The organism is Polyangiaceae bacterium, assembly GCA_020633235.1.
Taxonomy (GTDB): Bacteria; Myxococcota_A; Polyangia; order Polyangiales; family Polyangiaceae; genus JACKEA01.
Genome location: JACKEA010000008.1, coordinates 329,249 through 355,692 on the forward strand (window position 1 = coordinate 329,249; position 26,444 = coordinate 355,692).

A 26,444-nucleotide genomic window follows, 5' to 3' on the forward strand; every position below is an offset into this window, starting at 1 on the left:
CGAGTTGCGACAAAACCGAGCTACTTCGGCGAACCCCAGGTAGTGGAGGTGACGCGTGATGCCTCTCCGGGGAAGTTCGACGAGAGGGCATCGACGCAATGGTCGAGGGCGACGGCGCTGGGAGCGTCGACGTGAGAGACCTGTGAGCTCGTCACGGTGTCGCCGAGGGCAAGGACGCCGTCTTCATAGCCCGGGGGGAGCTCGGGGATTTGCCAGCTGCCGTCTTTCGCGGCCTTGGTCACGGCCACCCACATCATGATTTCGTTGTCGCTGCGCTTGGCTTGCGCCGAGAGCACCGCGCAAGCGCCGACGTCGCCGTCCGAGAGCTGCCACGCGAACTTCGGTCGGGCGATGTCGGAAAGATCCGGCGCGCCCACTCCGCTGACGGCAGCCAAGCTGGACGGAAGGCTCCAAGTGGAGGCGGCAGGTAGCGTGGAAGTGGGGGTGTTTCGGATGGCCGAGAAGGTGAGGTCCCCTTCGTGCCACTGCACCTCTTCGCGGATCGCGAAAGCGAGCGGCAGTCCGCCGGGTAGCATCAGGTCACTGCTGACCGACGTGTCGGGCGGTTCGGTGTGCCCCTGCTCCACGCTGAGGCGCAAGCTCGGACGTTGCGGGCGCCACCCTGAAAGGCTCAGCAAGGCGTAGTCCGCGTTGGTCGGCAGACCTTCAATACTGGCAGTGGTTTGTACCGCGGCCGAGGAAAAGCTCAACGTGTGGCTGGCCGTCTGCCCGGCAGTGAACGCCTTCTCGAGAACGAAAGCACTGCCAAGAGTCACGCCCGCGGCATTCAACGCAAGGGCGACCACGTCGTACGTGCTCTCCCCCGGGCACGCCGCGTAGTCCTTCACCACGATGGTGCTCTCGGGATACTCCGCAGGTGCGGCGCAGGGCATGAACACCTTCACGCTGGCGGTGCCCGAGGGAACGCTCGCCAGGGTGAGCGTGATGTCTGCCATGGTGGGGGGCGTTGGCGGGGCTTGGAGCTTGAAGGACACCAGCTGGACGGTGCTGCCCTGCTCCACCTCCGCAATGGAGTACAAGATGTGGAGCTTGAGCGCGGTGCCGTTCCCACCCGGATCCACGCGCGTCAGAATGCTGCTCACGGAGCCTCCTGGCGGCACGTCGATGCTGGCGGTCCCGGTTGCATCGGTCTTGGCCGTCGCGAACAGCGAGCCATCCGCCGAGCTGGAGAACACGTCCGCATTGGCAATGATGCTGCCCTCCCCATTCGTCACGACGACGGTCTCCAGCACGGGCACGTAGGCATCGCCAGGGGCATCCACACCCGCATCGCCTGCGCCACCTTCGCTCATGCCGCCAGCGCCCGCGGCGCCCGACGAGCCCGCCGCGCCGTCTACGGTCTCCCTTGCCTCGAACTGCTCGCTGGTACACGCGAAAAGCCCACAGGCCATCACCAAGAAAGTCGCACCGAGCCAGAAGCCGCGTCGTCGCATCGCCGAATCCTCCAAAGCGCGCTGGCCCTGGGCCGAGCTTCGCCGGAGCGGTGGTTTGAACGTCCCCGATCGTGTCGCGAGAGGAGTCTCAACGATGCACGTTGTTGGCTTGGGAGATTGGGGTTTGCACGTCGCGGAACCACGCGCACGCCGTCGAAGCCCGGCCCAGGGCCAGCTCGATTTCCGTCGTACTGAGGCCGTTCGGCGCGAGGCGGAGCGGGTTGCGTGGAAAGTTCGTGCGCCAGTTTGAGCGGCCGCGCCCAGGCGTCGATGCTAGCCTGTTCGGTCCCAGGAGGGTTCCGCGGTGGTGAAGACGATGCGCGTAGCAACAGTGGTCGTGAGTGTGCTCTGTGCAGTGGCGACGTCCGCTTGTGGCGGCGAGGAGTTCAACGCCGCACCCAGTACTGGTGGTGCAGGGGGAACGGCCGGATCGGGCGGAACGGACGGCGGCAGCACGGACGGTGGCGGGACCGGCGGGGATAGCGGCGGTGCGAGTGGCAGCGGTGGCACCATCGGAGCCGACTGCACCAAGCCTGCTGATTGTGACGACGGCAAGGCGTGCAACGGAACGGAGACGTGCGCCAATGGCAAATGCCAGGCTGGGGCCCCCGTCGATTGCGCGAATCCAGATCCGAACACCTGCACGGCCGAGTGCCAGGAGCCCACGGGCACATGTGTCGTTGCCGCCAAGGATGAGGATTCCGACAACCACACGGCGGCTTGCCCTGCGGATCCGGGGGACGATTGCGATGACTCGGATGCGAACACCTACCCGGGTGCGCCGGAGATCTGCGACGGCAAGGACAACAACTGCAACGGCCTGGACGATCTGCAAGAGGGCAAACCGCTGGGGGGCACTGCCAAGAAGCTTGTAGGGATTGTAGGCAAGCTACACCGTGACCCACACATTGCGTGGTGTCCGGGGGGCAAGAAGTACGTCCTGGTGTGGACGGACAACCGTGACGGGTACGATGCGATCTGGGGAGCCTCGCTGAGTCAGGCTGGCGCCCTTGGAGTGCAGGGCAAGATCTCTTCTGCTACCGCCGGCGATAGTCATGACCCGCGAGTAGCGTGCTCGGGCAGCGAGTGTGCCGTGGTCTGGAGGCAGACCTCGTCGAGCTACGACGTGTACGTTCAACGTGTCGACTGCGACGGCAAGCCGCAGGGTACTGCGGTGAACGTCAGTGAAACCGCGGGCGCGGCCAATGGTCGTGCCTCCGTCGCGTCGTTCAATGGTGACTGGTACGTGGGCTTCCTGGAGAAGGATGCTACCGGGCTTCCGGCCGCCTTCCGTGTGCTTGCCCCGAACGGCACGCCCAAGACGAGCACGCAGTTCGTCTCGACCGGGAACGGCCTGCGCAACGATGCCGAGGTTGCGGCGACGGCCACTCATGTTGCCCAGCTCTGGGAGCTGAACGGCGTGATCGAGTGGGTGCACGTGGACTCCTCGTTCGGTGCCAGCGCGTCCGAGCCGCTATCCTCGGCGGCGGGGGCGAAGAGTCCGGTGGTCGGCGCCATTCCGACGGGGTTTGGCTTCGCGTGGCATCTGCCAGGAGCACTCGAGTACAAGGAGCGTGGGTCGGATGGTGGCGCCGGTTGCTCGATTGCAAAGCTCGGAACCTTCACCAATCCGTGGCCCATCGGCGTCGTGAACCATGCGAGCGGTCCGCTCGTGGCTGTCTTGGATGCTACGAGCGGCACAAATGTTTCGGCGGCGCTGGTGAGGACGAAGGATTGCAAGTTGATCGATCAGCCGCAAGCAGCCACCTTCATGGTCGACACGATCGATCAGCACACGGGAGCATTCGCGGCGGGGGAAAGCGGCTACGCCATGGTCTGGGGCGAAGGTCCGACGGGAAACAAGGAAATCCACGGACGCGTGTTTGGACCGAACCTGTGCGACTGAGCCAGCTGTTCTGGCCCTGCAGTACGAGGACAAGGCGAAGACCACTGCGACTCGTGCTCGGCTACGCGCCGGGTTGCCGCTTTTTCGGGTGTTGAGCTGCGCAGAGTAGCCCGTCGCTGGGGATCCCGATGGGCGGTTGTGGAGGGCGATGTGTGTGCGCTGCTCGCGAACGCCTGAAACGCGTTGGCGCGCGGGTGCGCGAGTGAAGATCAGGCAAGCATCGCGTTGAAAACTCGCTGGACCACTACACGCATCATCTGCCGCAGGCGTTGGAGTTGGTGCGTCGGGCGTTGGCGTGAGCTGAAGGAGCGCACTCGTCGGGTGCAGCGCGCTCAGCTCGCGAACACGTCTTCGAGCGAAGTCGCTTGGAGGATGCGCTCGATCCAGGAGTCGAGCTGCTCCAGGGTCGCGCCACGCACATTCCGAGTGGTGGAGTCCGGCAGCGCTCCGAACTTCAACTCCAGCAGCTTCAGCAAAGTATCGGCCTTGCCCTTGGCCTCGCCCTCGGCCTTGCCCTTGGCTTCGCCCTCGGCCTTGCCTTCGGCTCTGAGAATTTGTGCACCGGTCATGAAAGCTTCCTCGGCTCTGGGTCCCAGCTGCCGGACGAGGTTTCTGACTCGCTCGGGTGGAGTTTCGCTGGCCTCGAGAAGATAGCGCAAAACGGTGCCGAGTGCCGCCACGCCGTTGGGAGCATCGGCCACCTCCCGCATGCGATCTTGCCAGGACTGAGCCAGCTCTGCGGCGACGTCGCCGCTCTTGCGGGCACGGCTGAGGCAGAAGAGCGACAGCTGGGCGATGGCGGTCATGGCGCGGGCGCGAAGAGACTCGGCTTGAGCGCCGGAGAGATCATCGACGTGAAATTCGAACTCCGGGACGTGGGGTGCGAGGAGCTTGTGCAGGGCCTGGTCGACGTCGAGCAGGTCCATGAAGAGCATCCGAGGCGGCCACGCGCGGTCGCCGTGGTAGACGACGCCCGGAACGATTGGAGGAAGCAACTGAGTGTCAAGGTGCTTCTTGTGGAAGTCCTCCCAGATGCGGAGCATGTAGCCGAGCATCTTGAGCGGCATCCATCGGTCGAAGCTGCTCTGGTGCTCGAGCAAGAAGTAGATGAGGAGCGGGCGGCCGTCGAGGTTGGTCTCGAACAAGACGTCGGAGCGCAAGTCGCTGAGCTCAGCATCGACATAGCTTCCGGGTACGAGCCGGAGCGAGGACCAGGCGATGTGAGCGGACAGCTCGGCGGGAAGGATCGTCTTGAGCTCGCCAGCGGCGTTCTCGGGATCGGAGAACACGTGGCGGAAGAAGCGATCGTGCGGGTTGTCCATGGGCGCATCGTACACCGCGCCGGACTGCGCGGGGCTGTTCGCGGGCGTCCCGGAACCGCTCGGGGATGCGTTCGAGGATGCTGTGTTGGTAGCGCTCGAGGATGCTGTGTTGGTGGCGCTCGAGGATGCTGTGTTGGTGGCGCTCGAGGATGCTGCGTTGGTAGTGCACCGCCTTCCGTAGCTGGAGGTGTCGGCGCGTTGAGAGCGCGCCGAAACGCGGGACTACTGCACTCGGCCTCTGCCGGAAGTTGTGGCTTTGGAAGAAGACGACGGAAAGTCACGAACATGACAAGCGAGATTGGGGTCGTCGAGGACGACAGCGAACGGATGACCTGGGACTGTGACATGAGACTCGCGGAGATCCCCGTGCCACGCAGCTGGCCGGAGGTCGTGCAGCGCGGGTGGCTATGCGCGCTGGGGCTGGCGTATCGCGGGATCGTGAGCTTGGCGGCGGCGACAGGTGGGGAGCAGGCTGTCGCGATCGTCGCGGGGAGTTCGGAATGCGAGGCGCGCTTGCTGCGCGCGCGGTTTGGTCGGATGCCACCGGCACAGCGGCCGCACTACAAGCCGAAGGAGCGGTTGGAGATCTTGGAAGAGAAGACGCGACGAGGCCTCCGCACGGAGGAAGTGGCGAGGCGCTTCCTGGTGACCGTAGCTACGGTCGAGCGGTGGCTGTCGCGGTTGGACGAAGGCGGGGAGAAGGCGCTGCTGGCGATGCGCCGTCCGGTCAATCGACTCGATGACCTCGTGGGGGAGATGGTGCGAGAGGTGGGCAAGCACTGTCCGCAGATGGGTAAGAAGCGGATCGCGCAGATTCTTGCGCGTGCAGGCCTGCGGCTCGCGGAAAGCACCGTCGCGAGGAAGCTGAAAGAGAAGCCGGATTCGAAGCGTCCCCCGCCGCCCGCGCCGGAGCCCCAGAGCGCGAGTCCCGCGTCGGGAAGGGCGGTGATCGCGAAGTACGAGAGCCACGTGTGGGGGCTGGACCACACCGTAGTGCCAACGGCGGTGGGCTTCTGGGTGCCGTGGTTTCCGGGAGCGATGCTTCAGGTCTGGCCCTTCTGCTTCTGGCTGTCGGTGGTGATGGATCACTTCTCGCGCCGGATACTCGCCATCGGGGTGTACACGAGAGAGCCGTCAGGGCAGCAGGTGTGTCGGTTGCTGGACAGGGCGCGCCGCCGTGCCGGCGGCGCGCCGAAGTACACGGTGACGGACCAAGGCGCGCAGTTTCGAGACAAGTACCGACGATGGTGTGAGCGGTGGGGCGTGAAGCCCCGCTACGGCGCAGTGGGGAAGCACGGATCCATCGCCATCGTGGAACGATTCTGGCGCAGCTTGAAAGAGGAAGCGTTCGGGCCCGAACGGCGCGGCGTGGTGATCAACATTGGCGCCATGGCGGAGCTCTGCTCGCGCTACGTCGATTGGTACAACGACATTCGGCCGCACCAAGGGCTTGATGGCGCAACCCCGAGTGAAGTCTTCGACGGCAGGCGTCCGCCGCACCAGAGGCCGTGTGACCGTCCGCGTGCACGATCTCCGGACCCCTCAATAGCTGCAGCGTCGCGAATGCCGCGGGGACAACGCGATGAGAAACTGCGACTCGTGCTCGGCCACGCGCCGGGTCTCCCCCATCTCCCCGTCATCGAGTTGCGCAAAGCCGCTTGAGACCCGCGCCCTGCGGAGCTGAGCACGCGTTGCCGAAGGCGAACGTGTACCCGCAGCTCGAGAACGCGTTGAACGAGTACTACTGGCGTGTGTCGTGCGCGCGGAAAATTAGTCAGAAATAACCGCGAAAATTCGCTGAACCACTACACTACACGGGAAATCAGTCAGAAATAACCGCGAAAATTCGCTGAACCACTACAGCGCTGCTTGTGCGTCAGAGCTGGACCTTGTCGTCCGCTATGCCCGGCACGCCGCCGTTGGTTGCAACGCCGCCTGCACCGGCTTGGCCGGCCGCGCCGTGCGTGAACGTGCCGCCGCTGTCAGTGATGGCGGAGGTGGTGTCGGACAGGATGCCGGCTGAGATGCCGCCGGCCGCTCCGCCGCCAGCGCCGCCAGCGCCGCCTTTGCCGCCATCTCCTCCGTAGCATCCGGAAGAGGTCTTGCCCCCACCGGAACCAACGAGCGTTCCACCGGCCTGGCCGGCCACACCCTTCCCGCCGTCACCGGCACTCAAGCTTGTGAAGGTACAGCTATCCGTAGTTACGTTCGAAGAGAAAGCCACTAAGCCGATGCTTGACCCACCTGCGCCACCGCCGGCGCCACCTGCACCACCACAACTACCACATCCCCCACCGCCTCCCGCGCCGCTGTTTGAACCGTCCGCTCCCGCGCCTCCGCCTCCGCCTTGTCCTGGACTGCCACTGAGCCCATCGCCACCAGCTGTGCCAACGAATCCGGCTACGCTTAGCGTGCCAACTATCGTCGCACCGCTGGCGGCGCCTTGGGGCGACGCATTCGCACCCTTCTGCTCTGTAAGGTTGCATGTGCCCAGCTGCCCGCCCTTCCCGGCTCCCAGATCGGGAAAGCCCTTCCCGCCTGGTTGCCCCTTGTTGCCTCCCGCCCCTCCAGTCGTGTCGCCGCCAGCGGGACACGCGCACTTCTTCTCAGGGCCACCGGTGTCACTGGCCGCGTCATTTCCGTCTAGTTTCGCAGGGTCGCTCTCATGGACCACGGGAACGAGCACGCCGTCCTTGCCCTTAACGCCCTTCCCGGCGACGAAAGCGACGCGATCGAACGCGACGCCGGTGGAGTCGTGAACAAAGGCTGCGATGCTGGACTCGCCCGGGTCGGTGCCGTCCTGGGCGTCGAACTCCATGTCTTGGATGACGACGGGATTGGTGACCGCCGAGACCTCGAGGGCGTAGCCCTTGGCGGCGGGTTTGACGACGGCCTTCTGTCCTGACTCGTAGGTCCAATCGGTGCACTTGAAGCCGCCGTAGAGACGAACACCAGCGTCGATGTTGAGCTGCTCGTCGTAGTTGGTGTCGCAAACGAGGACGAGCTTGCCTGCCGACTTTGCTGCGGCAAGCCCTTCGCCGATGGTCTTGAAGGGGCTGGCCTTGGAGCCGTCGCCCGTGGTGGAGGCGGTGCCGTCGACGAAGACGGCGTAGTCATCCGCGACGAGACAGCTCTCGGTGCTGGGGTCGGCGGAAGTGTCGCAGCCGCCACCATCTCCGGCTTGACCGCCTTGTCCGCCAGTGGCGCCCGTGCCCCCGGTGCCAGAAGTTCCGGAGGTGCCAGCAGTGCCACCGACGCCGCCATCGCTTCCGCCGACTCCCGGGCAGCTCTCATTCGCTTCACAAGAGCTGAAGTCTTCGTTTGCGCAACCCGCCGTCAGAACAACGACAGAACCGCACAGAACCGCAAAGAAACCAATCCAGTTGCGCACCATGACTATCCCTCGCTTAGAAGCTTCCTCTAACCGTGACGCCGATCTCATCTTTCGCAATGGACGGCGCCAGATGAGGTGTCGTCGCAGACGTCTTCTTCTCATCCGGCCACAGAAACCAAACGGCGACAGTCGCCGCGCCAAAGGCCGCAAACCCGATGCCTCCTATGGTGGAGAGGGTCTTCTGGGTCTTGCCCGTGTCGTTCTTGTCAGCAAGATCGACGCAGAGCTTAGCTTTAGGATCACGACCACATGCACCTGGGCCCAGGTCTGAGCGGATCTGATCTCGCAAGCTGCTGGTGTCGTCGGCAGTAGACTTCTGTGCGAAGTAGAACCCGATCCACGTCGCTGCGCTTGCGACGGTCAGAGCGCCGCCGGCGATGAGAGCGACGGTCTTGCCGGACATGCCGTCGGTGGAGACGGTGGTGCCGCCGGAACCGGCGGCGCCGCTGTCTCCGCCGGAGCCGTTGTTGCCCGCGCCGCCGTTGCCGCCGTTGCCGCCAGTGGCAGCGCCGGCACTGCCGTCGGCCGTTAGCTCGATGGCGACCTTGCGCGACTCGCCCTTGGCGACGGGGACGGTCTTGGTTTCCGTGGCGTAGCCGGGAGCCGTGACGGAGATGCTGACGGCGCCGGCTTCGACGAACACGTCGTGGTTGAGCGGTGCGCGGCCGGCTGCGGCGTCGTTGACGGTGATCTCTGCGCCGTCGACATTGACGGAGATCTCGAGAGCGCCGACGAGCTTCTTCGCTTGGCTGAGGCGCTCGAGCGTGCGCTGGCGCGCCTCTTGTTTGCCCGTGGGCCAATTGCGGTACGAGTACTCGAGGTGCTCCGCTGCATCGCGCGGCTTGCCGAGCGTGAGCTCGACATCACCGAGATTGCCGGCGATGTCGTAGCTTTGCTTTTGATGCCCACCCCGCCGTGCTCAGGCCCTTCGGGCCCTGCGCGCAACTTGCCCCTCCCAAATGTGTGCTCGGCCCCTTCGGGGCCTGCGCGCACATGGGAGGGGCTGCGCCGGTGAGGTGGTTCCGGGCTGATGGGTGAAGGTGACTGGGGAGGTGGTTCCGGGGAGACAGGGGCGACGGGATTCGTCGTGGGCGCGTGAAGGGTCGCGATGAATGCTGTGTGCGCCTGTGGTGTTGGCTGCGCTCGCCACAGGAAGGTGCTCGCGCTCGCGAGGCTTCGGGACCGACGCTGGGGGCGCCGCGCCTTCCGCTCTGTCCCGGCTCGCGACCGGGCTCCGCCGAGAGGCGCACGCTCCCTGCCGCGCCCCGACGTGAGTCGTGCAGTGACGGTGAGGCTAGACGTGTGCATGCGTGCCTCGGCCCGAGGGCGCGTCATGGAGCCTGCGCCAGGAAGGGCGAAGCCCGGCCGCGAGCCGGGACAGGAGGTCAGCATGCGTCGCCCCCATCGTCAGTCCGCTCAGCCAGTTGCTCGCGCTCGTGCCCATGCGCTGCGGCAACAACTCACGTTCAGTGAGCAGAAGCTGTGGCAAGAGCTCCGTGGCTCCAAGCTGGGTGTGGCCTTCCGGCGGCAAGTGGCCATCGGCCGCTACATTGCAGATTTTGCTGCCCCCAGCGTGCGGTTGGTCGTTGAAGTGGATGGCGGCTATCACGTCACCCGAAAGGCCGCCGACAAGCGCCGAGACCGGGACCTGGCCCGGCTTGGCTGGCGCGTGCTGCGGTTGGAAGCCACGTTGGTCGTGCATCGGCTGCCGCAGGCGTTGGAGTTGGTGCGTCGGGCGTTGGCGTGAGCTGAAGGAGCGCACTCGTCGTGTGCAGCGCGCTCAGCTCGCGAACACGTCTTCGAGCGAAGTGGCTTGGAAGATGCGCTCGATCCAGGAGTCGAGCTGCTCCAGGGTCGCGCCACGCACACGGTGAGTGGTGGCGTCCGGCAGCTCTCCGAACTTCAACTCCAGCAGCTTCAGGAGAGTATCGGCCTTGCCCTCGGCCTTGCCCTCGGCCTTGCCCTCGGCCTTGCCCTTGGCTTCGCCTTCAGCTCTGAGAATCTGTGCACCGGTCATGAAAGCTTCCTCGGCTCTGGGTCCCAGCTGCCGGACGAGGTTTCTGACTCGCTCGGGGGGAGTTTCGCTGGCCTCGAGAAGATAGCGCAAAACGGTGCCGAGTGCCGCCACGCCGTTGGGAGCATCGGCCACCTCCGCATGCGATCTTGCCAGGACTGAGCCAGCTCTGCGGCGACGTCGCCGCTCTTGCGGGCACGGCTGAGGCAGAAGAGCGACAGCTGGGCGATGGCGGTCATGGCGCGGGCGCGAAGAGACTCGGCTTGAGCGCCGGAGAGATCATCGACGTGAAATTCGAACTCCGGGACGTGGGGTGCGAGGAGCTTGTGCAGGGCCTGGTCGACGTCGAGCAGGTCCATGAAGAGCATCCGAGGCGGCCACGCGCGGTCGCCGTGGTAGACGACGCCCGGAACGATTGGAGGAAGCAACTGAGTGTCAAGGTGCTTCTTGTGGAAGTCCTCCCAGATGCGGAGCATGTAGCCGAGCATCTTGAGCGGCATCCATCGGTCGAAGCTGCTCTGGTGCTCGAGCAAGAAGTAGATGAGCAGCGGTCGGCCGTCGAGGCTGGTCTCGAACAAGACGTCGGAGCGCAAGTCGCTGAGCTCAGCATCGACATAGCTTCCGGGTACGAGCCGGAGCGAGGACCAGGCGATGTGAGCGGACAGCTCGGCGGGAAGGATCGTCTTGAGCTCGCCAGCGGCGTTCTCGGGATCGGAGAACACGTGACGGAAGAAGCGATCGTGCGGGTTGTCCATGGGCGCATCGTACACCGCGCCGGACTGCGCGGCGCTGTTCGCGGGCGTCCCGGAACCGCTCGGGGATGCGTTCGAGGATGCTGTGTTGGTAGCGCTCGAGGATGCTGTGTTGGTGGCGCTCGTGGATGCTGCGTTGGTGGCGCTCGAGGATGCTGTGTTGGTGGCGCTCGTGGATGCTGCGTTGGTAGTGCACCGCCTTCCGTAGCTGGAGGTGTCGGCGTTGAGAGCGCGCCGAAACGCGGGACTACTGCACTCGGCCTCTGCCGGAAGTTGTGGCTTTGGAAGAAGACGACGGAAAGTCACGAACATGCAAGGCGAGGTTGAGGTCGGCGAGGACGACAGCGAACGGATGACCTGGGACTGTGACATGAGACTCGCGGAGATCCCCGTGCCACGCAGCTGGCCGGAGGTCGTGCAGCGCGGGTGGCTATGCGCGCTGGGGCTGGCGTATCGCGGGATCGTGAGCTTGGCGGCGGCGACAGGTGGGGAGCAGGCCATCGCGCTCATCGGCGGGAGCTCCGAACGCGAGGCGCGCCTACTGCGGGCGCGTTTCGCACGGATGCCCGCTGCGCAGCGGCCGCACTACAAGCCGAAGGAGCGGCTGGAGATCTTGGAAGAGAAGACGCGACGAGGCCTCCGCACGGAGGAAGTGGCGAGGCGCTTCCTGGTGACCGTGGCTACGGTCGAGCGGTGGCTGTCGCGGTTGGACGAAGGCGGGGAGAAGGCGCTGCTGGCGATGCGCCGCCCGGTCAATCGACTCGATGACCTCGTGGGGAGATGGTCCGAGAGGTGGGCAAGCACTGTCCGCAGATGGGTAAGAAGCGGATCGCGCAGATTCTTGCGCGTGCAGGCCTGCGGCTCGCGGAAAGCACCGTCGCGAGGAAGCTGAAAGAGAAGCCGGATTCGAAGCGTCCCCGCCGCCCGCGCCGGAGCCCCAGAGCGCGAGTCCCGCGTCGGGAAGGACGGTGATTGCGAAGTACGAGAGCCACGTGTGGGGGCTGGACCACACCGTAGTGCCGACGGCGGTGGGCTTCTGGGTGCCGTGGTTTCCGGGAGCGATGCTTCAGGTCTGGCCCTTCTGCTTCTGGCTGTCGGTGGTGATGGATCACTTCTCGCGCCGGATACTCGCCATCGGGGTGTACACGAGAGAGCCGTCAGGGCAGCAGGTGTGTCGGTTGCTGGACAGGGCGCGCCGCCGTGCCGGCGGCGCGCCGAAGTACACGGTGACGGACCAAGGCGCGCAGTTTCGGGAGAAGTACCGTCGGTGGTGTGAGCGGTGGAGCGTGAAGCCCCGCTACGGAGCGGTGGGCAAGCATGGCTCCATCGCCATCGTGGAACGATTCTGGCGCAGCTTGAAAGAGGAAGCGTTCGGGCCCGAACGGCGCGGCGTGGTGATCAACCTTGGCGCCATGGCGGAGCTCTGCTCGCGCTACGTCGATTGGTACAACGACATTCGGCCGCACCAAGGGCTTGATGGCGCAACCCCGAGTGAAGTCTTCGACGGCAGGCGTCCGCCGCACCAGAGGCCGTGTGACCGTCCGCGTGCACGATCTCCGGACCCCTCAATAGCTGCAGCGTCGCGAATGCCGCGGGGACAACGCGACGAGAAACTGCGACTCGTGCTCGGCCACGCGCCGGGCCTGCATCATCTCCCCGTCATCGAGCTGCGCAAAGCCGCTTGAGATCCGCGCCCTGCGGAGCTGAGTACGCGTTGCCGAAGGCGAACGTGTACCCGCAGCTCGAGAACGCGTTGAACGAGCAGTGCTGCCGAGCGTCGTGCGCGCGGGAAATCAGTCAGAAATAACCGCGAAAATTCGCTGAACCACTACACCCGCAACCTGTGAGCCCTCCCATCGCAATCACGAACGCGGTCGAAACACCAACGCCAGCAAGGCGCCTCACGAAAAGCGACATCTCTGCCCTCCTAGCCGAACGTGTACCCAAGAGCACCGCGACCGCGTGAAGGCGAGCAGTGCGTGGCGCCAGCCGCCAGCACGTGCCGAGTCATTGGTTGGCTCGTCCGGCCGAAAAAGAAGACCGCGGCGGTGCCGCAAAAATTCACGCCTGCGCCAATGAATCCCACCGTGGTTAGTGTGCTTCCGGAATCCTGCCTGTCGAGCGTCCTGAAGGGCGCGCGTGGCTGATGCGAGCCGTCGAGCGTACTGAGCCTCCGCGCTACTTCCTGCTTCTTGAGCACGTACACGCTCTCGGCGGCCGTCGCCGTCGCCGGTAGTCCGGTGCCTTGGGGAGTGCGCCGAGGTGACTGTCCGCCGGCGACGCCGCTTGACCCCGCCTGTGCCCTTGGTTGAGGTTCACGGTGCCGTTCTGAAGTGGGGCGGTGCCGATTCCACACGAAAGCGCGTACGATGGGCCACCGGAACCGCCTGAGCCGGAACCACCGGCCCACCTGCCCGGCCCTTGCCACCGTGATCGCCGCCATCGCCCAGACCGACTCCGGAGCCGATTCCGCCGGTGCCGCCGAGCTTGCCTGGCGCCACCAGCGCCGCCGTGGCCCTTTCCGCCAACGCCACCCGTCGCAGCGTTCAGGTCACAGGAATCGAGGCCGGCGATGGAGCTTTGCTTTTGACAGCAGCGCGCTCGCTTCGGGCCACCGCCTTGACCACCCGTGCCCGGCTTACCGCCACGCCAGCACCCGCCCATGCCACCCCGCGGCGCCAGGGGCGACTCGTACAACCGCGGGAGCTCGCGTCGGTGCGCCACAGGTGTTGGCGGCGCCACCTCCGCGCCGCCACCAGGACCTCGTCCTGGGGGCCATCGCCTACCTGTTGTGCCGTCTGCTCCGACGAGTAGCCACCCCTACTCGTGAATGGTCAACCTCAGACGCTAGGCGTGACATGCGTGCTCGGCCCGAGCCAGGCTTGCCGGGCGAAGCCCGCTTCGCCAGCATCGCCTGGCAACGAACTGTCAGTGGCAGCCGGCCCGCCCGCCAGTTGCTCGCCACTGCTGCAGGAGATTCGTATTCAGGAAGCCCCGTGGATTGCCAGGCTGAACCAGCAGCTTCAAAGTTTCGATCCCACCACTTACGCCAGCAGAGCCGCAGGTGCCGACAAGCGCCGAGACAGGCACTCCAGGCTGCTTTCGTCCCGCCAGTCACCGAGCACTGAGCAGCGGCTCCGTTCTGCGTTGGGGGCTCGTGGGATCCGCACCATCCAACCTACCCTTCGCGCCGTCTGTTTGTCGTCTTTGCCCGGCACGCCGCCGTTCCCAACGCCGTGATCTTGCAGCCGCGCCGCGGAGTGGACGACGCCGTTGCCGATGGCTGGTGACGGCGATGCCGCTGATGCTCGAAGCGCCGTCGCCGGTGGCATTGGCAGCCTTGAATGGCGAAGTCTTCGACGTAGCTGGTACCGACTGCGAGGTTGTCGATGCTCCACGGCGTGGCCGCCATCAGCCAGTTGACGACGGCCTTGGTTGCCGTGTCGTACGTCCAATCTGCGCCAATTGAAAGCCGCCGTGAGCGTAGTGCCATCAACCAGGCGAGGTGCAGTCAGCGCAGCGTCCTCGTTCGCACCAGTCGCCGTCGGTGTTGCAGACGTGAGATCTTCTTGCCGCCCCATGCGCATTGGTCAGGGCGTCGGCGATCGTCTTGTACGCTGCGGTGCGATCCCCGCCGTCAGGGCCACCTGCCGGCCGTGCTGCCTGGTCGCGTCGACGAAGACACCGTACTGCTCGTCAACGAGACAGGACTCGTCAGCAGGAGACTTGCTGGTGTCACAGCGTGCCACCGTCGCCGGCTGTGCCGATGGTCCCTCTGGTTCCGCTCGTGTTGCCGTCTTGTTCCACCCCCGTCTGGGATGAGTCGCTCCACTACCTGAGTCGCCGCCTTTTGACGCCTCCCGCGCCACCTGTGTATGATCCGCAGGAGCCCGTATCGATGTTGAGCAATCATCAGAGCCGCACCAAACCGAGCTCAGCAAGCCACCCAAACCAACAACGGCAAGCAAGGCCACGAAGTCACGCGATACACTTCTCGAGCGCTCGTCTCCCCTGGAATGGCGTAGTCATCCGCGACGAGACGGCTCTAGAAACTTCCCTGCAGTTTGCCGGTGCTGCGGAGTGCCCGGCAACTTCCACCCGGCACCAAAGTCGCGCTCCGGAGGTTCTTCTCGCTCGAGCTGCGCCTCAAATAGCCCGCCGTGGTCGGCGCCTGCGAGCCGCCAGCCAATCGCCATGACTATCCTCGCCGCTTCCTCTAATCGTGACCCCAATCTCATCCTTCACCAATCGTCTGGTTTCGGCGTGCCGCGGAATCAAGGTCGTCAATCTCTGCGCACTGGTCCGCAAACGGCGTGCCCGCTGCACAGGGCTGAGTTCCCGGCAACGTGTTCCAGTTGTCGCACAGCGGTCGCTTCTGTGCCCCATTCAGCCCAAGTGAGCATGAACACGGTGCCGGTTCTGTGCGAACACCTGCAACGCCAATGCCACCCGCGATCCACACGGGCAACATGCTTGCTCGCCATCCGTCGGTGGAGAGCGCCCGGAACCGGCGGCGCCGCTATCTCCGCCGTTGCCGTTGTTGCCCGCGCCGCCGTTGCCGCCGTTGCCGCCAGTGGCAGCGCCGGCACTGCCGTCGGCCGTTAGCTCGATGGCGACCTTGCGCGACTCGCCCTTGGCGACGGGGACGGTCTTGGTTTCCGTGGCGTAGCCGGGAGCCGTGACGGAGATGCTGACGGCGCCGGCTTCGACGAACACGTCGTGGTTGAGCGGTGCGCGGCCCGCGGAGGTGTCGTTGACGGTGATCTCTGCGCCGTCGACATTGACGGAGATCTCGAGAGCGCCGACGAGCTTCTTCGCTTGGCTGAGGCGCTCGAGCGTGCGCTGGCGCGCCTCTTGTTTGCCCGTGGGCCAATTGCGGTACGAGTACTCGAGGTGCTCCGCTGCGTCGCGCGGCTTGCCGAGCGTGAGCTCGACATCACCGAGGTTTCCGGCGATGTCGTAGCTTTGCTTTTGATGCCCACCCGCCGTGCTCAGGCCTTCTTCGGGCCCTGCGCGCAACTTGCCCCCCAAATGTGTGCTCGGCCCTTCGGGGCCTGCGCGCGCATGGGAGGGGCTGCGCCGGTGAGGTGGTTCCGGGCTGATGGGTGAAGGTGACCGGGAGGTGGTTCCGGGGAGACAGGGGCGACGGGATTCGTCGTGGGCGCGTGAAGGGTCGCGCCGAATGCTGTGTGCGCCTGTGGTGTTGGCTGCGCTCGCCACAGGAAGGTGCTCGCGCTCGCGAGGCTTCGGGACCGACGCTGGGGCGCCGCGCCTTCCGCTCTGTCCCGGCTCGCGACCGGGCTCCGCCGAGAGCGCACGCTCCCTGCCGCGCCCCGGCGTGAGTCGTGCAGTGACGGTGAGGCTAGGCGTGTGCATGCGTGCCTCGGCCCGAGGGCGCGTCATGGAGCCTGCGCCAGGAAGGGCGAAGCCCGGCCGCGAGCCGGGACAGGAGGTCAACATGCGTCGCCCCCATCGTCAGTCCGCTCAGCCAGTTGCTCGCGCTCGTGCCCATGCGCTGCGGCAACAACTCACGTTCAGTGAGCAGAAGCTGTGGCAAGAGCTCCGTGGCTCCAAGCTGGGTGTGGCCTTCCGGCGGCAAGTGGCCATCGGCCGTTACATTGCAGATTTCGCTGCCCCCAGCGTGCGCTTGGTCGTTGAAGTGGATGGCGGCTATCACGTCGCGCGAAAGGCCGCCGACAAGCGCCGAGACCGGGACCTGGCCCGGCTTGGCTGGCGCGTGCTGCGGTTGGAGGCAGGCCTCGTCGTGCATCGGCTGCCGGAAGCTGTTGCTCGCATCCGCCAAGCGTTGGGGGCGCGTGGCTGATGCGAGCCGTTGCATGACTGAGCCTCCGGCTACTTTTGCTCGTAGCTCTCGGCGGAGTCCCCGTCCGAACCGTCCGGTGCCTTGGGGAGTGCGCCGAACTGTCCGCCGACGCCCTTAACCCCGCCTGTGCCCTTGGTGAGGAGTTCACGGTGCCGTTCTGAAGTGGGGCGGTGCCATTCCATACGAGCGCGTACGATGGGCCACCGGAACCGCCTGAGCCGGAACCACCAGGCCCACCGTTCCCACCGTTCCCCGCCGTTCCCACCGCCGCCAAGCCCAACTCCTGATCCATCCCCCGGTGCCGCCAGTCTTGCCGGCAGCCACCAGCGCCACGCCAGCGCCGCCCTTTCCGCCAACGCCACCCGTCGCGGCGTTCAGGTCACAGGAATCGAGGGTGATGGAGCTTTGCCACGACAGCAGTGCGACGCTCGCACCACCGCCTTGACCACCCGTGCCTGGCTTGCCCCCGCAGCCTCCCATGCCGCCCCGCGGCGCCGGACGCACCAATGCATCCAGTGGTGGTGGTACTGCTTGCCCCTCCACCACCGCCTCCTTGACCGTGTGAAACCGTCAGTTCCGGGTTGGCCATCCGCAGAAGAGTAGCCAGAGGCGAACATCCCAATGCAACGCGCTGACCGCCTCCGCAGCACCCAGGTTGGAGCCTGGATTGCCTGGTGATGCCCGGCTGGCCGACATCACCGGGGTTAGCGCCGACACCTGCTGCGCCACCCTTACCCTTGCCAGCGTGGAGTAAGATTGGTAGTGGGGTTCCATCCGAGCCGCTGCCGTGCCGCAAGTTCGAACCCCACCTGTTCCCCCCGGAGTCCGCCGGTTGAACCGCAGCTACTAGCACTATCCCACTTGCCAGGGTCCTTCGTCCCGCCAGTCACCGAGCACTGAGCAGGCGGCTCCGTTCTGCGCACTCGTGGGATCCGCACCATCCGTACCCTTTCGCGCCGTCTGTTCCGTCTTTGCCCTTGGCGCCGTTCCCGGCGGTGATCTTGAGTCGGCGGAGCACGACGTTTGCCGAGCTGGTGATGGCGACCGCGATGCTCGAAGCGCCGTCGCCGGTGGCATTGGCGGCCTGAATGTCGAAGTCTTCGACGGTGGTACCGACTGCGAGGTTGTCGATGCTCCACGGCGTGGCGGAGCCTTTGACGACGGCCTTGGTTGCCGTGTCGTACGTCCAATCTGCGCAATTGAAACCGCCGTGAAGCGTAGTGCCATCCAAGGTGGCAGTCAGCGCAACGTCCTCGGCATAGTCGCCGTCGGTGTTGCAGACGTAGATCTTCTTGCCGCCCGCATTGGTCAGGGCGTCGGCGATGGTCTTGTACGGTGCGGTGCGAGTGCCGTCAGGGCTGCCGGCCGTGCTGCCGGCATCGACGAAGACACCGTACTGCTCGTCAACGAGACAGGACTCGTCAGCAGGAGACTTGCTGGTGTCACAGGTGCCACCGTCGCCGGCTGTGCCGCCGGTCCCGCTAGTTCCGCTCGTGTTGCCGGTGCCACCAGTGGCCGAGCTGCCGCCTGTCCCGCCATCAGTCGCACCAGTTCCGCCTGAGCCGCAGGTCAGGGAGTCTTCACAGCCAGAGTCGCTGCTCCCGCAACCTGTGAGCCCTCCCATCGCAATCACGAACGCGGTCGAAACACCAACGCCAGCAAGGCGCCTCACGAAAAGCGACATCTCTGCCCTCCTAGAAAGATCCCGTTACACCCAAGAAAGCACCGCGACCGCGTGAAGGCGTCGTGGCGTAGGGGCGCCAGCCGCCAGCACGTGCCGAGTCATTGGTTGGCTCGTCCGGCCATAGGAAGAAGACCGCGGCGGTGCCGGCCGCGAACACGCCTGCGCCAATGAATCCCACCGTGGTTAGTGTGCTTCCGGAATCCTGCCTGTCGAGCGCGTCCTGAAGATCCGCGCATCCGCTAGGCGGAGAAGCACCAGAACAAGCGGACGCGCCACCCTGCTGCTCCAGATCCGAGCGTAGTGAGTCGGCGTCGTCCTTTGCCTTGCCCTTCTTGAGCACGCCGTACACGCCAACGCCAATGCCGACGGCCGTCAGAGCGCCGCCGGCGATGAGAGCGACGGTCTTGCCGGACATGCCGTCGGTGGAGACGGAGGTGCCGCCGGAACCGGCGGCGCCGCTGTCTCCGCCGGAGCCGTTGTTGCCCGCGCCGCCGTTGCCGCCGTTGCCGGCAGTGGCAGCGCCGGCACTGCCGTCGGGCGTTAGCTCGATGGCGACTTTGCGCGACTCGCCCTTAGCGACGGGGACGGTCTTGGTTTCCGTGGCGTAGCCGGGAGCCGTGACGGAGATGCTGACGGCGCCGGCTTCGACGAACACGTCGTGGTTGAGCGGTGCGCGGCCGGCTGCGGCGTCGTTGACGGTGATCTCTGCGCCGTCGACATTGACGGAGATCTCGAGAGCGCCGACGAGCTTCTTCGCTTGGCTGAGGCGCTCGAGCGTGCGCTGGCGCGCCTCTTGTTTGCCTGTGGGCCAGTTGCGGTACGAGTACTCGAGGTGCTCCGCTGCATCGCGCGGCTTGCCGAGCGTCAGCTCTACATCACCGAGGTTTCCGGCGATGTCGTAGCTTTGCTTTTGATGCCCACCCGCCGTGCTCTGGCCCTTCGGGCCCTGCGCGCGGCTTGCCCCTCCCAATGTGTGCTCGGCCTTCGGGGCCTGCGCGCACATGGGGGGGCTGCGCCGGTGAGGTGGTTCCGGGCTGATGGGTGAAGGTGACGGGGAGGTGGTTCCGGGGAGACAGGGGCGACGGGATTCGTCGTGGGCGCGTGAAGGGTCGCGATGAATGCTGTGTGCGCCTGTGGTGTTGGCTGCGCTCGCCACAGGAAGGTGCTCGCGCTCGCGAGGCTTCGGGACCGACGCTGGGGCGCCGCGCCTTCCGCTCTGTCCCAGCTCGCGACCGGGCTCCGCCGAGAGGCGCACGCTCCCTGCCGCGCCCCGGCGTGAGTCGTGCAGTGACGGTGAGGCTAGGCGTGTGCATGCGTGCCTCGGCCCGAGGGCGCGTCATGGAGCCTGCGCCAGGAAGGGCGAAGCCCGGCCGCGAGCCAGGACAGGAGGTCAACATGCGTCGCCCCCATCGTCAGTCCGCTCAGCCAGTTGCTCGCGCTCGTGCCCATGCGCTGCGGCAACAACTCACGTTCAGCGAGCAGAAGCTGTGGCAAGAGCTCCGTGGCTCCAAGCTGGGCGTGGCCTTCCGGCGGCAAGTGGCCATCGGCCGCCACATTGCAGATTTCGCTGCCCCCAGCATGCGCTTGGTCGTTGAAGTGGATGGCGGCTATCACGTCGCGCGAAAGGCCGCCGACAAGCGCCGAGACCGGGACCTGGCCCGGCTTGGCTGGCGCGTGCTGCGGTTGGAGGCAGGCCTCGTCGTGCATCGGCTGCCGGAAGCTGTTGCTCGCATCCGCCAAGCGTTGGGGGCGCGTGGCTGATGCGAGCCGTTGCATGACTGGCAACCTCAGTGCTGCTTGTGCGTCAGAGCTGGACCTTGTCGTCCGCTATGCCCGGCACGCCGCCGTTGGTTGCAACGCCGCCTGCACCGGCTTGGCCGGCCGCGCCGTGCGTGAACGTGCCGCCGTTGTCAGTGATGGCGGAGGTGGTGTCGGACAGGATGCCGGCTGAGATGCCGCCGGCCGCTCCGCCGCCAGCGCCGCCAGCGCCGCCTTTGCCGCCCTGGCCACCCTTGCAGCCGAACGTAGCTGGATTGCCGCCCCCGCCAACCTGTGTCGCGCCTGCTTGTCCCGCCGCGCCCTTGCCGCCATCACCAGCAGCAGTTGCGGTGAACGAGCAGTTGTTCGTCTGCACTGTCGACGCGAATGTCATGAGCGCGATACTCGAACCGCCTGCTCCCCCACCCGGACCACCACTGCCACCACAGCCACCGCAGCCACCACCACTACCGCCACCAGGCGAGGTGCTCTCCGAGCCACCGCCACCACCGCCGCCTTGGCCAGGGTCGCCGTTCGCACCAGTACCGCCATCCGAGCCAGTGAATCCGGCGGACGCGAGCGTTCCGACAGTGGTCGCACCGCCGGCGGCAGGTTTGGGTGTGGAGTCAGTGCCCTTCTGGCCATTCAGACCATTGTTCGTACACTCGGTGGCAGTGCTACCTTGCCCCCCACCGAGAGCTGGCAAGCCGTTGCCTCCACCCTGCGCAAGTCCGCCCCCATCCCCGCCCTTCGATTGGCCACCAGCTTGACATGGACAAGTCTGCCCGCCGCCGCTCTTGTCCTGGTCGGCGTCCAGCCCATTGAGCTTGGCTTGGTCGGTCTCGAACGCTACAGGCACGACCACGCCGTCCTTGCCCTTGACGCCCTTGCCTGCGACGAAAGCGACGCGATCGAAGGCGACGCCGGTGGAGTCGTGAACAAACGCTGCGATGCTGGACTCGCCCGGGTCAGTACCGTCTTGAGCGTCGAACTCCATGTCTTGGATGACGACGGGATTGGTGACCGCCGAGACCTCGAGGGCGTAGCCCTTGGCGGCGGGTTTGACGACGGCCTTCTGTCCTGACTCGTAGGTCCAATCGGTGCACTTGAAGCCGCCGTAGAGACGAACACCAGCGTCGATGTTGAGCTGCTCGTCGTAGTTGGTGTCGCAAACGAGGACGAGCTTGCCTGCCGACTTTGCTGCGGCGAGCCCTTCGCCGATGGTCTTGAAGGGGCTGGCCTTGGAGCCGTCGCCAGTGGTGGAGGCGGTGCCGTCGACGAAGATGGCGTAGTCATCCGCGACGAGACAGCTCTCGGTGCTGGGGTCAGCAGAGGTGTCGCAACCGCCACCGTCGCCACCGGAGCCGGAAGTGCCGCTGGTGTTGCCGGTGCCGCCTCCGCCTGTTGCGCCGGTGCCAGAGCTACCACCCGTGCCGCCGTCAGTCCCGCCTCCGCCCGCGCAGTTCGCGTTGGCTTCACACGAGCTGAAGTCCTCACTTGAACAGCCCGCCGTCGTCACAACGACCGAACCGCACAGAACCGCAAAGAAACCAATCCAGTTGCGCACCATGACCATCCCTCGCCTAAAAGCTTCCTCTAACCGTGACCCCAATCTCATCCTTCGCAATGGTCGGCGCGAGTTGGGGCGTCACCGCGGAATCCTGCTTCTCATCCGGCCACAAGAACCAGACAGCGGCCGTCGCTGCCCCAAAGGCCGCGAACCCGATGCCTCCTATAGTGGAGAGGGTCTTTTGTGTCTTGCCGGTATCATTCTTGTCTGCCAGCTGGGTGCACAGCGAATGGTCCGGCTGACTGCTGCAACCATTCGGCCCAAGTTCCCCGCCGATCTGGTCCAGCAATCCGTTTGCGTCGTCCTTCGTTGACTTCTGTGCGAAGTAGAACCCGATCCACGTCGCTGCGCTTGCGACGGTCAGAGCGCCGCCGGCGATGAGAGCGACGGTCTTGCCGGACATGCCGTCGGTGGAGACAGTGGTGCCGCCGGAACCGGCGGCGCCGCTGTCTCCGCCGTTGCCGTTGTTGCCCGCGCCGCCGTTGCCGCCGTTGCCGCCAGTGGCAGCAGCGCCGGCACTGCCGTCGGCCGTTAGCTCGATGGCGACTTTGCGCGACTCGCCCTTGGCGACGGGGACGGTCTTGGTTTCCGTGGCGTAGCCGGGAGCCGTGACGGAGATGCTGACGGCGCCGGCTTCGACGAACACGTCGTGGTTGAGCGGTGCGCGGCCCGCGGAGGTGTCGTTGACGGTGATCTCTGCGCCGTCGACATTGACGGAGATCTCGAGAGCGCCGACGAGCTTCTTCGCTTGGCTGAGGCGCTCGAGCGTGCGCTGGCGCGCCTCTTGTTTGCCCGTGGGCCAATTGCGGTACGAGTACTCGAGGTGTTCCGCTGCATCGCGCGGCTTGCCGAGCGTGAGCTCTACATCACCGAGATTGCCGGCGATGTCGTAGCTTTGCTTTTGATGCCCACTTCGCCGTGCTCGGGCCCTTCGGGCCCTGCGCGCGGCTTGCCTCCCAAATGTGCTCGGCCCCTTCGGGGCCTGCGCGCACATGGGAGGGGCTGCGCCGGTGAGGTGGTTCCGGGCTGATGGGTGAAGGTGACGGGGGAGGTGGTTCCGGGGAGACAGGGGCGACGGGATTCGTCGTGGTCGCGTGAAGGGTCGCGCTGAATGCTGTGTGCGCCTGTCGTGTTGGCTGCGCTCGCCACAGGAAGGTGCTCGCGCTCGCGAGGCTTCGGGACCGACGCTGGGGGCGCCGCGCCTTCCGCTCTGTCCCGGCTCGCGACCGGGCTCCGCCGAGAGGCGCACGCTCCCTGCCGCGCCCCGGCGTGAGTCGTGCAGTGACGGTGAGGCTAGGCGTGTGCATGCGTGCCTCGGCCCGAGGGCGCGTCATGGAGCCTGCGCCAGGAAGGGCGAAGCCCGGCCGCGAGCCGGGACAGGAGGTCAACATGCGTCGCCCCCATCGTCAGTCCGCTCAGCCAGTTGCTCGCGCTCGTGCCCATGCGCTGCTGCAACAGCTCACGTTCAGTGAGCAGAAGCTGTGGCAAGAGCTCCGTGGCTCCAAGCTGGGTGTGGCCTTCCGGCGGCAAGTGGCCATCGGTCGCTACATTGCAGATTTCGCTGCCCCCAGCATGCGCTTGGTCGTTGAAGTGGATGGCGGCTATCACGTCGCGCGAAAGGCCGCCGACAAGCGCCGAGACCGGGACCTGGCCCGGCTTGGCTGGCGCGTGCTGCGGTTGGAAGCAGGCCTCGTCGTGCATCGGCTGCCGGAAGCTGTTGCTCGCATCCGCCAAGCGTTGGGGGCGCGTGGCTGATGCGAGCCGTTGCATGACTGAGCCTCCGCCTACTTCTGCTCGTAGCTCTCGGCGGAGTCGCCGTCCGAACCGTCCGGTGCCTTGGGGAGGCCAACGACTTGGCCGCCAACACCCTTTGCGCCGCCGGCTCCCTTGTTGAGATTCACGGCGCCGTTCTGGAGTGGGGCGGTGCCATTCCACACGAGCGCGTACGATGGGCCACCGGAACCGCCTGAGCCGGAACCACCAGGGCCACCCGTACCGCCCTTCCCGCCATCTCCGCCGCCGCCGATTCCACCTGTACCTGGCCCGCCAGTACCCCCAGACTTGCCGGCACCGCCGTCGCCACCCTTTCCGCCCTTTCCACCAACGCCACCCGTCGCAGCGTTCAGGTCACAGGAATCGAGGGTGATGGAGCTTTGCCACGACAGCAGCGCGACGCTCGCACCACCGCCTTGACCACCCGTGCCTGGCTTGCCGCCGCAGCCTCCCATGCCGCCCGCGGCGCCGGACGCGCCATTGCACGTTCCCGTGCCCTTGCTCGCTCCACCTCCACCACCGCCCTGTCCCGTGTGACCGTCAAGTCCGTGGTCGCCGTCAGCCGTCGAGTATGAGCCCACCGCGAACATCCCAATTGCAGAGGCTGCCTGTCCGAGGTTGCCAGCGTCGCCGTTCGCCCCAGACTGGCCCGCGCTTCCGCTCGCCCCTGCGAGAGTCGCGCCCGCGCCTCCGTTGCTGAAGTTGGGGGGCGTGACCGAAGTCTTTGGTGTGCCGTCGTCGCCGCTGCCCCCATCCGCAAGCGCGTCCTTTTTGGCCAGACCACCGAGTCCGCCGTTGGACCCACATCCGCTCGGAGCCGACCATTCCCCGCCAGCTAGCTGCCCGCCCGATCCGGTGCAGGCGGGCTTTCCGTCTTGGCTGGTTCCGGGATCCGCACCATCCGTACCCTTCGCGCCGTCCGTTCCGTCTTTGCCCTTGGCGCCGTTCCCGGCGGTGATCTTGAGTCGGCGGAGCACGACGTTTGCCGAGCTGGTGACGGCGACCGCGATGCTGGAAGCGCCGTCACCGGTGGCATTGGCGGCCTGAATGTCGAAGTCTTCGATGGTGGTGCCGACCGCGAGGTTGTCGATGATCCATGGTGTGGCGGAGCCTTTGACGACAGCCTTGGTTGCGGTGTCGTACGTCCAATCTGCGCAATTGAAACCGCCGTGAAGCGTAGTGCCGTCCAAGGAGGCGGTCAGCGCAACGTCCTCGGCATAGTCGCCGTCGGTGTTGCAGACGTAGATCTTCTTGCCGCCCGCATTGGTCAGGGCGTCGGCGATGGTTTTGTACGGTGCGGTGCGCGTGCCGTCAGGGCTACCGGCCGTGCTGCCGGCATCGACGAACACACCGTACTGCTCGTCGATGAGACAGGACTCGTCACCAGGAGACTTGCTGGTGTCACAGGTGCCGCTGTCGCCGGCTGTGCCGCCGGTTCCGCTAGTTCCGCTCGTATTGCCAGTGCCACCCCCACCAGTCGCTCCACTACCTGAGTCGCCGCCGTTGCCTCCTGCGCCACCTGTGTATGATCCGCAGGAGCCCGTATTCGAGCAATCATCAGAGCCGCACCCGCTCAGCAAGACACCCAAGCCGACAACGGCAAGCAAGGCCACGAAGTCACGCGATACACTTCTCATGCTCGTCTCCCCTGGAAAGGCTAGAAACTTCCCTGCAGTTTGATAGCTGCGGAGTGCCCGGCAACTTCAGGCACCAAAGTCGCGTTCGGAGGCTTCTCGCTCGGCCAAAAATAGTAGATGGCGGCGCCTGCGAGAGCCGCCCCACCAACCGCCAATCCGACCACACCAATCGTCTGGTTTCGGCTTGCCTTAGAATCAAGGTCGTCAATCTCTGCGCACTGGTCCGCAAACGGCGTGCCCGCTGCACAGGGCTGAGTTCCCGGCAACGTGTTCAGTTTGTCGTCGCGGTCGCTTCGTGCCCCATGTGCTGTGAGCATGAACACGGTGCCGGTCGCAACACCTGCAACGCCAATGCCACCCGCGATCCACACGGGCAACATGCTTCGCTCGCCATCAGTACTTGCAGCGCCGGAACCGGCGGCGCCGCTGTCTCCGCCGTTGCCGTTGTTGCCCGCGCCGCCGTTGCCGCCGTTGCCGCCAGTGGCAGCGCCGGCACTGCCGTCGGCCGTTAGCTCGATGGCGACTTTGCGCGACTCGCCCTTGGCGACGGGGACGGTCTTGGTTTCCGTGGCGTAGCCGGGAGCCGTGACGGAGATGCTGACGGCGCCGGCTTCGACGAACACGTCGTGGTTGAGCGGTGCGCGGCCGGCTGCGGCGTCGTTGACGGTGATCTCTGCGCCGTCGACATTGACGGAGATCTCGAGAGCGCCGACGAGCTTCTTCGCTTGGCTGAGGCGCTCGAGCGTGCGCTGGCGCGCCTCTTGTTTGCCCGTGGGCCAATTGCGGTACGAGTACTCGAGGTGCTCCGCTGCATCGCGCGGCTTGCCGAGCGTGAGCTCGACATCACCGAGATTGCCGGCGATGTCGTAGCTTTGCTTTTGATGCCCACCCCCGCCGTGCTCGGGCCCTTCGGGCCCTGCGCGCGGCTTGCCCCTCCCAAATGTGTGCTCGGCCCCTTCGGGGCCTGCGCGCACATGGGAGGGGCTGCGCCGGTGAGGTGGTTCCGGGCTGATGGGTGAAGGTGACGGGGGAGGTGGTTCCGGGGAGACAGGGGCGACGGGATTCGTCGTGGGCGCGTGAAGGGTCGCGATGAATGCTGTGTGCGCCTGTGGTGTTGGCTGCGCTCGCCACAGGAAGGTGCTCGCGCTCGCGAGGCTTCGGGACCGACGCTGGGGGCGCCGCGCCTTCCGCTCTGTCCCGGCTCGCGACCGGGCTCCGCCGAGAGGCGCACGCTCCCTGCCGCGCCCCGGCGTGAGTCGTGCAGTGACGGTGAGGCTAGGCGTGTGCATGCGTGCCTCGGCCCGAGGGCGCGTCATGGAGCCTGCGCCAGGAAGGGCGAAGCCCGGCCGCGAGCCG

At 66.1% G+C, this 26,444-nt stretch carries 24 protein-coding genes and 1 pseudogene; 9 read left to right on the forward strand and 16 right to left on the reverse strand.

Annotated elements, in window-relative coordinates:
* Positions 1-20: 20 nt before the first annotated feature.
* Positions 21-1,454: a hypothetical protein gene (locus H6717_37545; GenBank protein MCB9582805.1), complete on the reverse strand. Its 1,434-nt coding sequence runs from the start codon at positions 1,452-1,454 to the stop codon at positions 21-23.
* 307 nt (positions 1,455-1,761) lie between these two features.
* Here H6717_37545 and H6717_37550 point away from each other — a divergent pair, with 307 nt between their 5' ends.
* Positions 1,762-3,360, forward strand: coding sequence for a hypothetical protein (locus H6717_37550; protein MCB9582806.1), 1,599 nt, complete (start codon positions 1,762-1,764; stop codon positions 3,358-3,360).
* A gap of 332 nt (positions 3,361-3,692) precedes the next feature.
* Here H6717_37550 and H6717_37555 read toward each other — a convergent pair whose 3' ends face one another.
* Positions 3,693-4,682, reverse strand: a complete 990-nt coding sequence (locus tag H6717_37555) for an Rpn family recombination-promoting nuclease/putative transposase (GenBank protein ID MCB9582807.1) — start codon at positions 4,680-4,682, stop codon at positions 3,693-3,695.
* Between the two features lie 285 nt (positions 4,683-4,967).
* Between H6717_37555 and H6717_37560 the strand changes: the two genes are divergently transcribed.
* Positions 4,968-6,344 carry a DDE-type integrase/transposase/recombinase gene (locus H6717_37560; protein MCB9582808.1) on the forward strand — a complete coding sequence of 459 codons (1,377 nt, stop codon included), beginning with the start codon at positions 4,968-4,970 and terminating at the stop codon, positions 6,342-6,344.
* Positions 6,345-6,558: 214 nt separating this feature from the next.
* On the opposite strand, the gene H6717_37565 is transcribed toward H6717_37560, so the two are convergent.
* Together H6717_37565 and H6717_37570 are read right to left on the reverse strand one after the other, a co-directional pair.
* Positions 6,559-8,076, reverse strand: a complete 1,518-nt coding sequence (locus tag H6717_37565) for a hypothetical protein (protein MCB9582809.1) — start codon at positions 8,074-8,076, stop codon at positions 6,559-6,561.
* 526 nt (positions 8,077-8,602) lie between these two features.
* Positions 8,603-8,959: pseudogene (locus H6717_37570) on the reverse strand (PEGA domain-containing protein).
* Positions 8,960-9,466: 507 nt separating this feature from the next.
* Between H6717_37570 and H6717_37575 the strand changes: the two are divergent.
* Positions 9,467-9,823 carry a DUF559 domain-containing protein gene (locus tag H6717_37575; GenBank protein ID MCB9582810.1) on the forward strand — a complete coding sequence of 119 codons (357 nt, stop codon included), beginning with the start codon at positions 9,467-9,469 and terminating at the stop codon, positions 9,821-9,823.
* Between the two features lie 33 nt (positions 9,824-9,856).
* On the opposite strand, the gene H6717_37580 is transcribed toward H6717_37575, so the two are convergent.
* Positions 9,857-10,093: a DUF4351 domain-containing protein gene (locus H6717_37580; GenBank protein ID MCB9582811.1), complete on the reverse strand. Its 237-nt coding sequence runs from the start codon at positions 10,091-10,093 to the stop codon at positions 9,857-9,859.
* Positions 10,090-10,845, reverse strand: coding sequence for an Rpn family recombination-promoting nuclease/putative transposase (locus tag H6717_37585; GenBank protein MCB9582812.1), 756 nt, complete (start codon positions 10,843-10,845; stop codon positions 10,090-10,092). Before H6717_37585 ends, H6717_37580 begins: the two co-directional genes overlap by 4 nt.
* On the opposite strand from H6717_37585, the gene H6717_37590 reads away from it, so the two are divergent.
* The 3 genes from H6717_37590 (at position 10,844) to H6717_37600 (ending at position 12,527) form a co-directional block, all read left to right on the forward strand.
* Positions 10,844-11,050: a hypothetical protein gene (locus H6717_37590; GenBank protein ID MCB9582813.1), complete on the forward strand. Its 207-nt coding sequence runs from the start codon at positions 10,844-10,846 to the stop codon at positions 11,048-11,050. The two genes, H6717_37585 and H6717_37590, sit on opposite strands and share 2 nt — an antisense overlap.
* Positions 11,051-11,152: 102 nt before the next feature.
* A complete protein-coding gene (locus H6717_37595; protein MCB9582814.1) occupies positions 11,153-11,734 on the forward strand; it encodes a helix-turn-helix domain-containing protein in 582 nt (193 codons plus the stop codon).
* A 76-nt stretch (positions 11,735-11,810) separates the two neighbouring features.
* Positions 11,811-12,527 (forward strand): transposase, encoded by a 717-nt coding sequence (locus H6717_37600; protein MCB9582815.1) that lies wholly within the window; start codon positions 11,811-11,813, stop codon positions 12,525-12,527.
* A 630-nt stretch (positions 12,528-13,157) separates the two neighbouring features.
* Here the strand turns inward: H6717_37600 and H6717_37605 are convergent.
* The 3 genes from H6717_37605 to H6717_37615 all read right to left on the reverse strand — a co-directional run bounded on the left by H6717_37605 (position 13,158) and on the right by H6717_37615 (position 15,861).
* Positions 13,158-13,376 (reverse strand): hypothetical protein, encoded by a 219-nt coding sequence (locus tag H6717_37605; protein MCB9582816.1) that lies wholly within the window; start codon positions 13,374-13,376, stop codon positions 13,158-13,160.
* Between the two features lie 644 nt (positions 13,377-14,020).
* Positions 14,021-14,335: a hypothetical protein gene (locus H6717_37610; GenBank protein MCB9582817.1), complete on the reverse strand. Its 315-nt coding sequence runs from the start codon at positions 14,333-14,335 to the stop codon at positions 14,021-14,023.
* Positions 14,336-15,228: 893 nt separating this feature from the next.
* The gene (locus H6717_37615) at positions 15,229-15,861 is read right to left on the reverse strand and encodes a PEGA domain-containing protein (protein MCB9582818.1); all 633 of its coding nucleotides are present in this window, start codon (positions 15,859-15,861) and stop codon (positions 15,229-15,231) included.
* Positions 15,862-16,300: 439 nt separating this feature from the next.
* Here H6717_37615 and H6717_37620 point away from each other — a divergent pair, with 439 nt between their 5' ends.
* The gene (locus tag H6717_37620) at positions 16,301-16,666 is read left to right on the forward strand and encodes a DUF559 domain-containing protein (GenBank protein ID MCB9582819.1); all 366 of its coding nucleotides are present in this window, start codon (positions 16,301-16,303) and stop codon (positions 16,664-16,666) included.
* 144 nt (positions 16,667-16,810) lie between these two features.
* On the opposite strand, the gene H6717_37625 is transcribed toward H6717_37620, so the two are convergent.
* The 3 genes from H6717_37625 to H6717_37635 all read right to left on the reverse strand — a co-directional run bounded on the left by H6717_37625 (position 16,811) and on the right by H6717_37635 (position 19,353).
* Positions 16,811-17,209 (reverse strand): hypothetical protein, encoded by a 399-nt coding sequence (locus tag H6717_37625; protein MCB9582820.1) that lies wholly within the window; start codon positions 17,207-17,209, stop codon positions 16,811-16,813.
* 343 nt (positions 17,210-17,552) lie between these two features.
* Positions 17,553-18,350 carry a hypothetical protein gene (locus H6717_37630; GenBank protein MCB9582821.1) on the reverse strand — a complete coding sequence of 266 codons (798 nt, stop codon included), beginning with the start codon at positions 18,348-18,350 and terminating at the stop codon, positions 17,553-17,555.
* 10 nt (positions 18,351-18,360) lie between these two features.
* Entirely contained in the window at positions 18,361-19,353 is a 993-nt protein-coding gene (locus tag H6717_37635; protein ID MCB9582822.1) for a PEGA domain-containing protein, read from the reverse strand.
* A gap of 392 nt (positions 19,354-19,745) precedes the next feature.
* On the opposite strand from H6717_37635, the gene H6717_37640 reads away from it, so the two are divergent.
* Positions 19,746-20,111: a DUF559 domain-containing protein gene (locus H6717_37640; GenBank protein ID MCB9582823.1), complete on the forward strand. Its 366-nt coding sequence runs from the start codon at positions 19,746-19,748 to the stop codon at positions 20,109-20,111.
* A 43-nt stretch (positions 20,112-20,154) separates the two neighbouring features.
* Here the strand turns inward: H6717_37640 and H6717_37645 are convergent, their stop codons facing one another.
* On the reverse strand, positions 20,155-21,678 hold the full coding sequence (locus H6717_37645; protein MCB9582824.1) for a hypothetical protein: 1,524 nt from the start codon (positions 21,676-21,678) through the stop codon (positions 20,155-20,157).
* Between the two features lie 13 nt (positions 21,679-21,691).
* On the reverse strand, positions 21,692-22,672 hold the full coding sequence (locus H6717_37650) for a PEGA domain-containing protein (protein ID MCB9582825.1): 981 nt from the start codon (positions 22,670-22,672) through the stop codon (positions 21,692-21,694).
* A gap of 395 nt (positions 22,673-23,067) precedes the next feature.
* Here H6717_37650 and H6717_37655 point away from each other — a divergent pair, with 395 nt between their 5' ends.
* Entirely contained in the window at positions 23,068-23,433 is a 366-nt protein-coding gene (locus H6717_37655) for a DUF559 domain-containing protein (protein MCB9582826.1), read from the forward strand.
* 29 nt (positions 23,434-23,462) lie between these two features.
* Here H6717_37655 and H6717_37660 read toward each other — a convergent pair whose 3' ends face one another.
* Together H6717_37660 and H6717_37665 are read right to left on the reverse strand one after the other, a co-directional pair.
* Positions 23,463-24,800: a hypothetical protein gene (locus H6717_37660; GenBank protein ID MCB9582827.1), complete on the reverse strand. Its 1,338-nt coding sequence runs from the start codon at positions 24,798-24,800 to the stop codon at positions 23,463-23,465.
* 308 nt (positions 24,801-25,108) lie between these two features.
* Positions 25,109-26,062, reverse strand: coding sequence for a PEGA domain-containing protein (locus H6717_37665; protein MCB9582828.1), 954 nt, complete (start codon positions 26,060-26,062; stop codon positions 25,109-25,111).
* Between the last annotated feature and the right edge of the window lie 382 nt (positions 26,063-26,444).

Coding starts and splice junctions, on each gene's coding strand:
- H6717_37610 (MCB9582817.1), bottom strand. CDS start 14,335: ATGGCACTACGCTCACGGCGGCTTTCAATTGGCGCAGATTGGACGTAC.
- H6717_37565 (MCB9582809.1), bottom strand. CDS start 8,076: ATGGTGCGCAACTGGATTGGTTTCTTTGCGGTTCTGTGCGGTTCTGTC.
- H6717_37620 (MCB9582819.1), top strand. CDS start 16,301: ATGCGTCGCCCCCATCGTCAGTCCGCTCAGCCAGTTGCTCGCGCTCGT.
- H6717_37545 (MCB9582805.1), bottom strand. CDS start 1,454: ATGCGACGACGCGGCTTCTGGCTCGGTGCGACTTTCTTGGTGATGGCC.
- H6717_37575 (MCB9582810.1), top strand. CDS start 9,467: ATGCGTCGCCCCCATCGTCAGTCCGCTCAGCCAGTTGCTCGCGCTCGT.
- H6717_37650 (MCB9582825.1), bottom strand. CDS start 22,672: ATGTGCGCGCAGGCCCCGAAGGGGCCGAGCACATTTGGGAGGCAAGCC.
- H6717_37585 (MCB9582812.1), bottom strand. CDS start 10,845: ATGGACAACCCGCACGATCGCTTCTTCCGTCACGTGTTCTCCGATCCC.
- H6717_37635 (MCB9582822.1), bottom strand. CDS start 19,353: ATGTGCGCGCAGGCCCCGAAGGCCGAGCACACATTGGGAGGGGCAAGC.
- H6717_37555 (MCB9582807.1), bottom strand. CDS start 4,682: ATGGACAACCCGCACGATCGCTTCTTCCGCCACGTGTTCTCCGATCCC.
- H6717_37655 (MCB9582826.1), top strand. CDS start 23,068: ATGCGTCGCCCCCATCGTCAGTCCGCTCAGCCAGTTGCTCGCGCTCGT.
- H6717_37560 (MCB9582808.1), top strand. CDS start 4,968: ATGACAAGCGAGATTGGGGTCGTCGAGGACGACAGCGAACGGATGACC.
- H6717_37580 (MCB9582811.1), bottom strand. CDS start 10,093: ATGACCGGTGCACAGATTCTCAGAGCTGAAGGCGAAGCCAAGGGCAAG.
- H6717_37645 (MCB9582824.1), bottom strand. CDS start 21,678: ATGGTGCGCAACTGGATTGGTTTCTTTGCGGTTCTGTGCGGTTCGGTC.
- H6717_37630 (MCB9582821.1), bottom strand. CDS start 18,350: ATGTCGCTTTTCGTGAGGCGCCTTGCTGGCGTTGGTGTTTCGACCGCG.
- H6717_37640 (MCB9582823.1), top strand. CDS start 19,746: ATGCGTCGCCCCCATCGTCAGTCCGCTCAGCCAGTTGCTCGCGCTCGT.
- H6717_37590 (MCB9582813.1), top strand. CDS start 10,844: ATGGGCGCATCGTACACCGCGCCGGACTGCGCGGCGCTGTTCGCGGGC.
- H6717_37595 (MCB9582814.1), top strand. CDS start 11,153: ATGCAAGGCGAGGTTGAGGTCGGCGAGGACGACAGCGAACGGATGACC.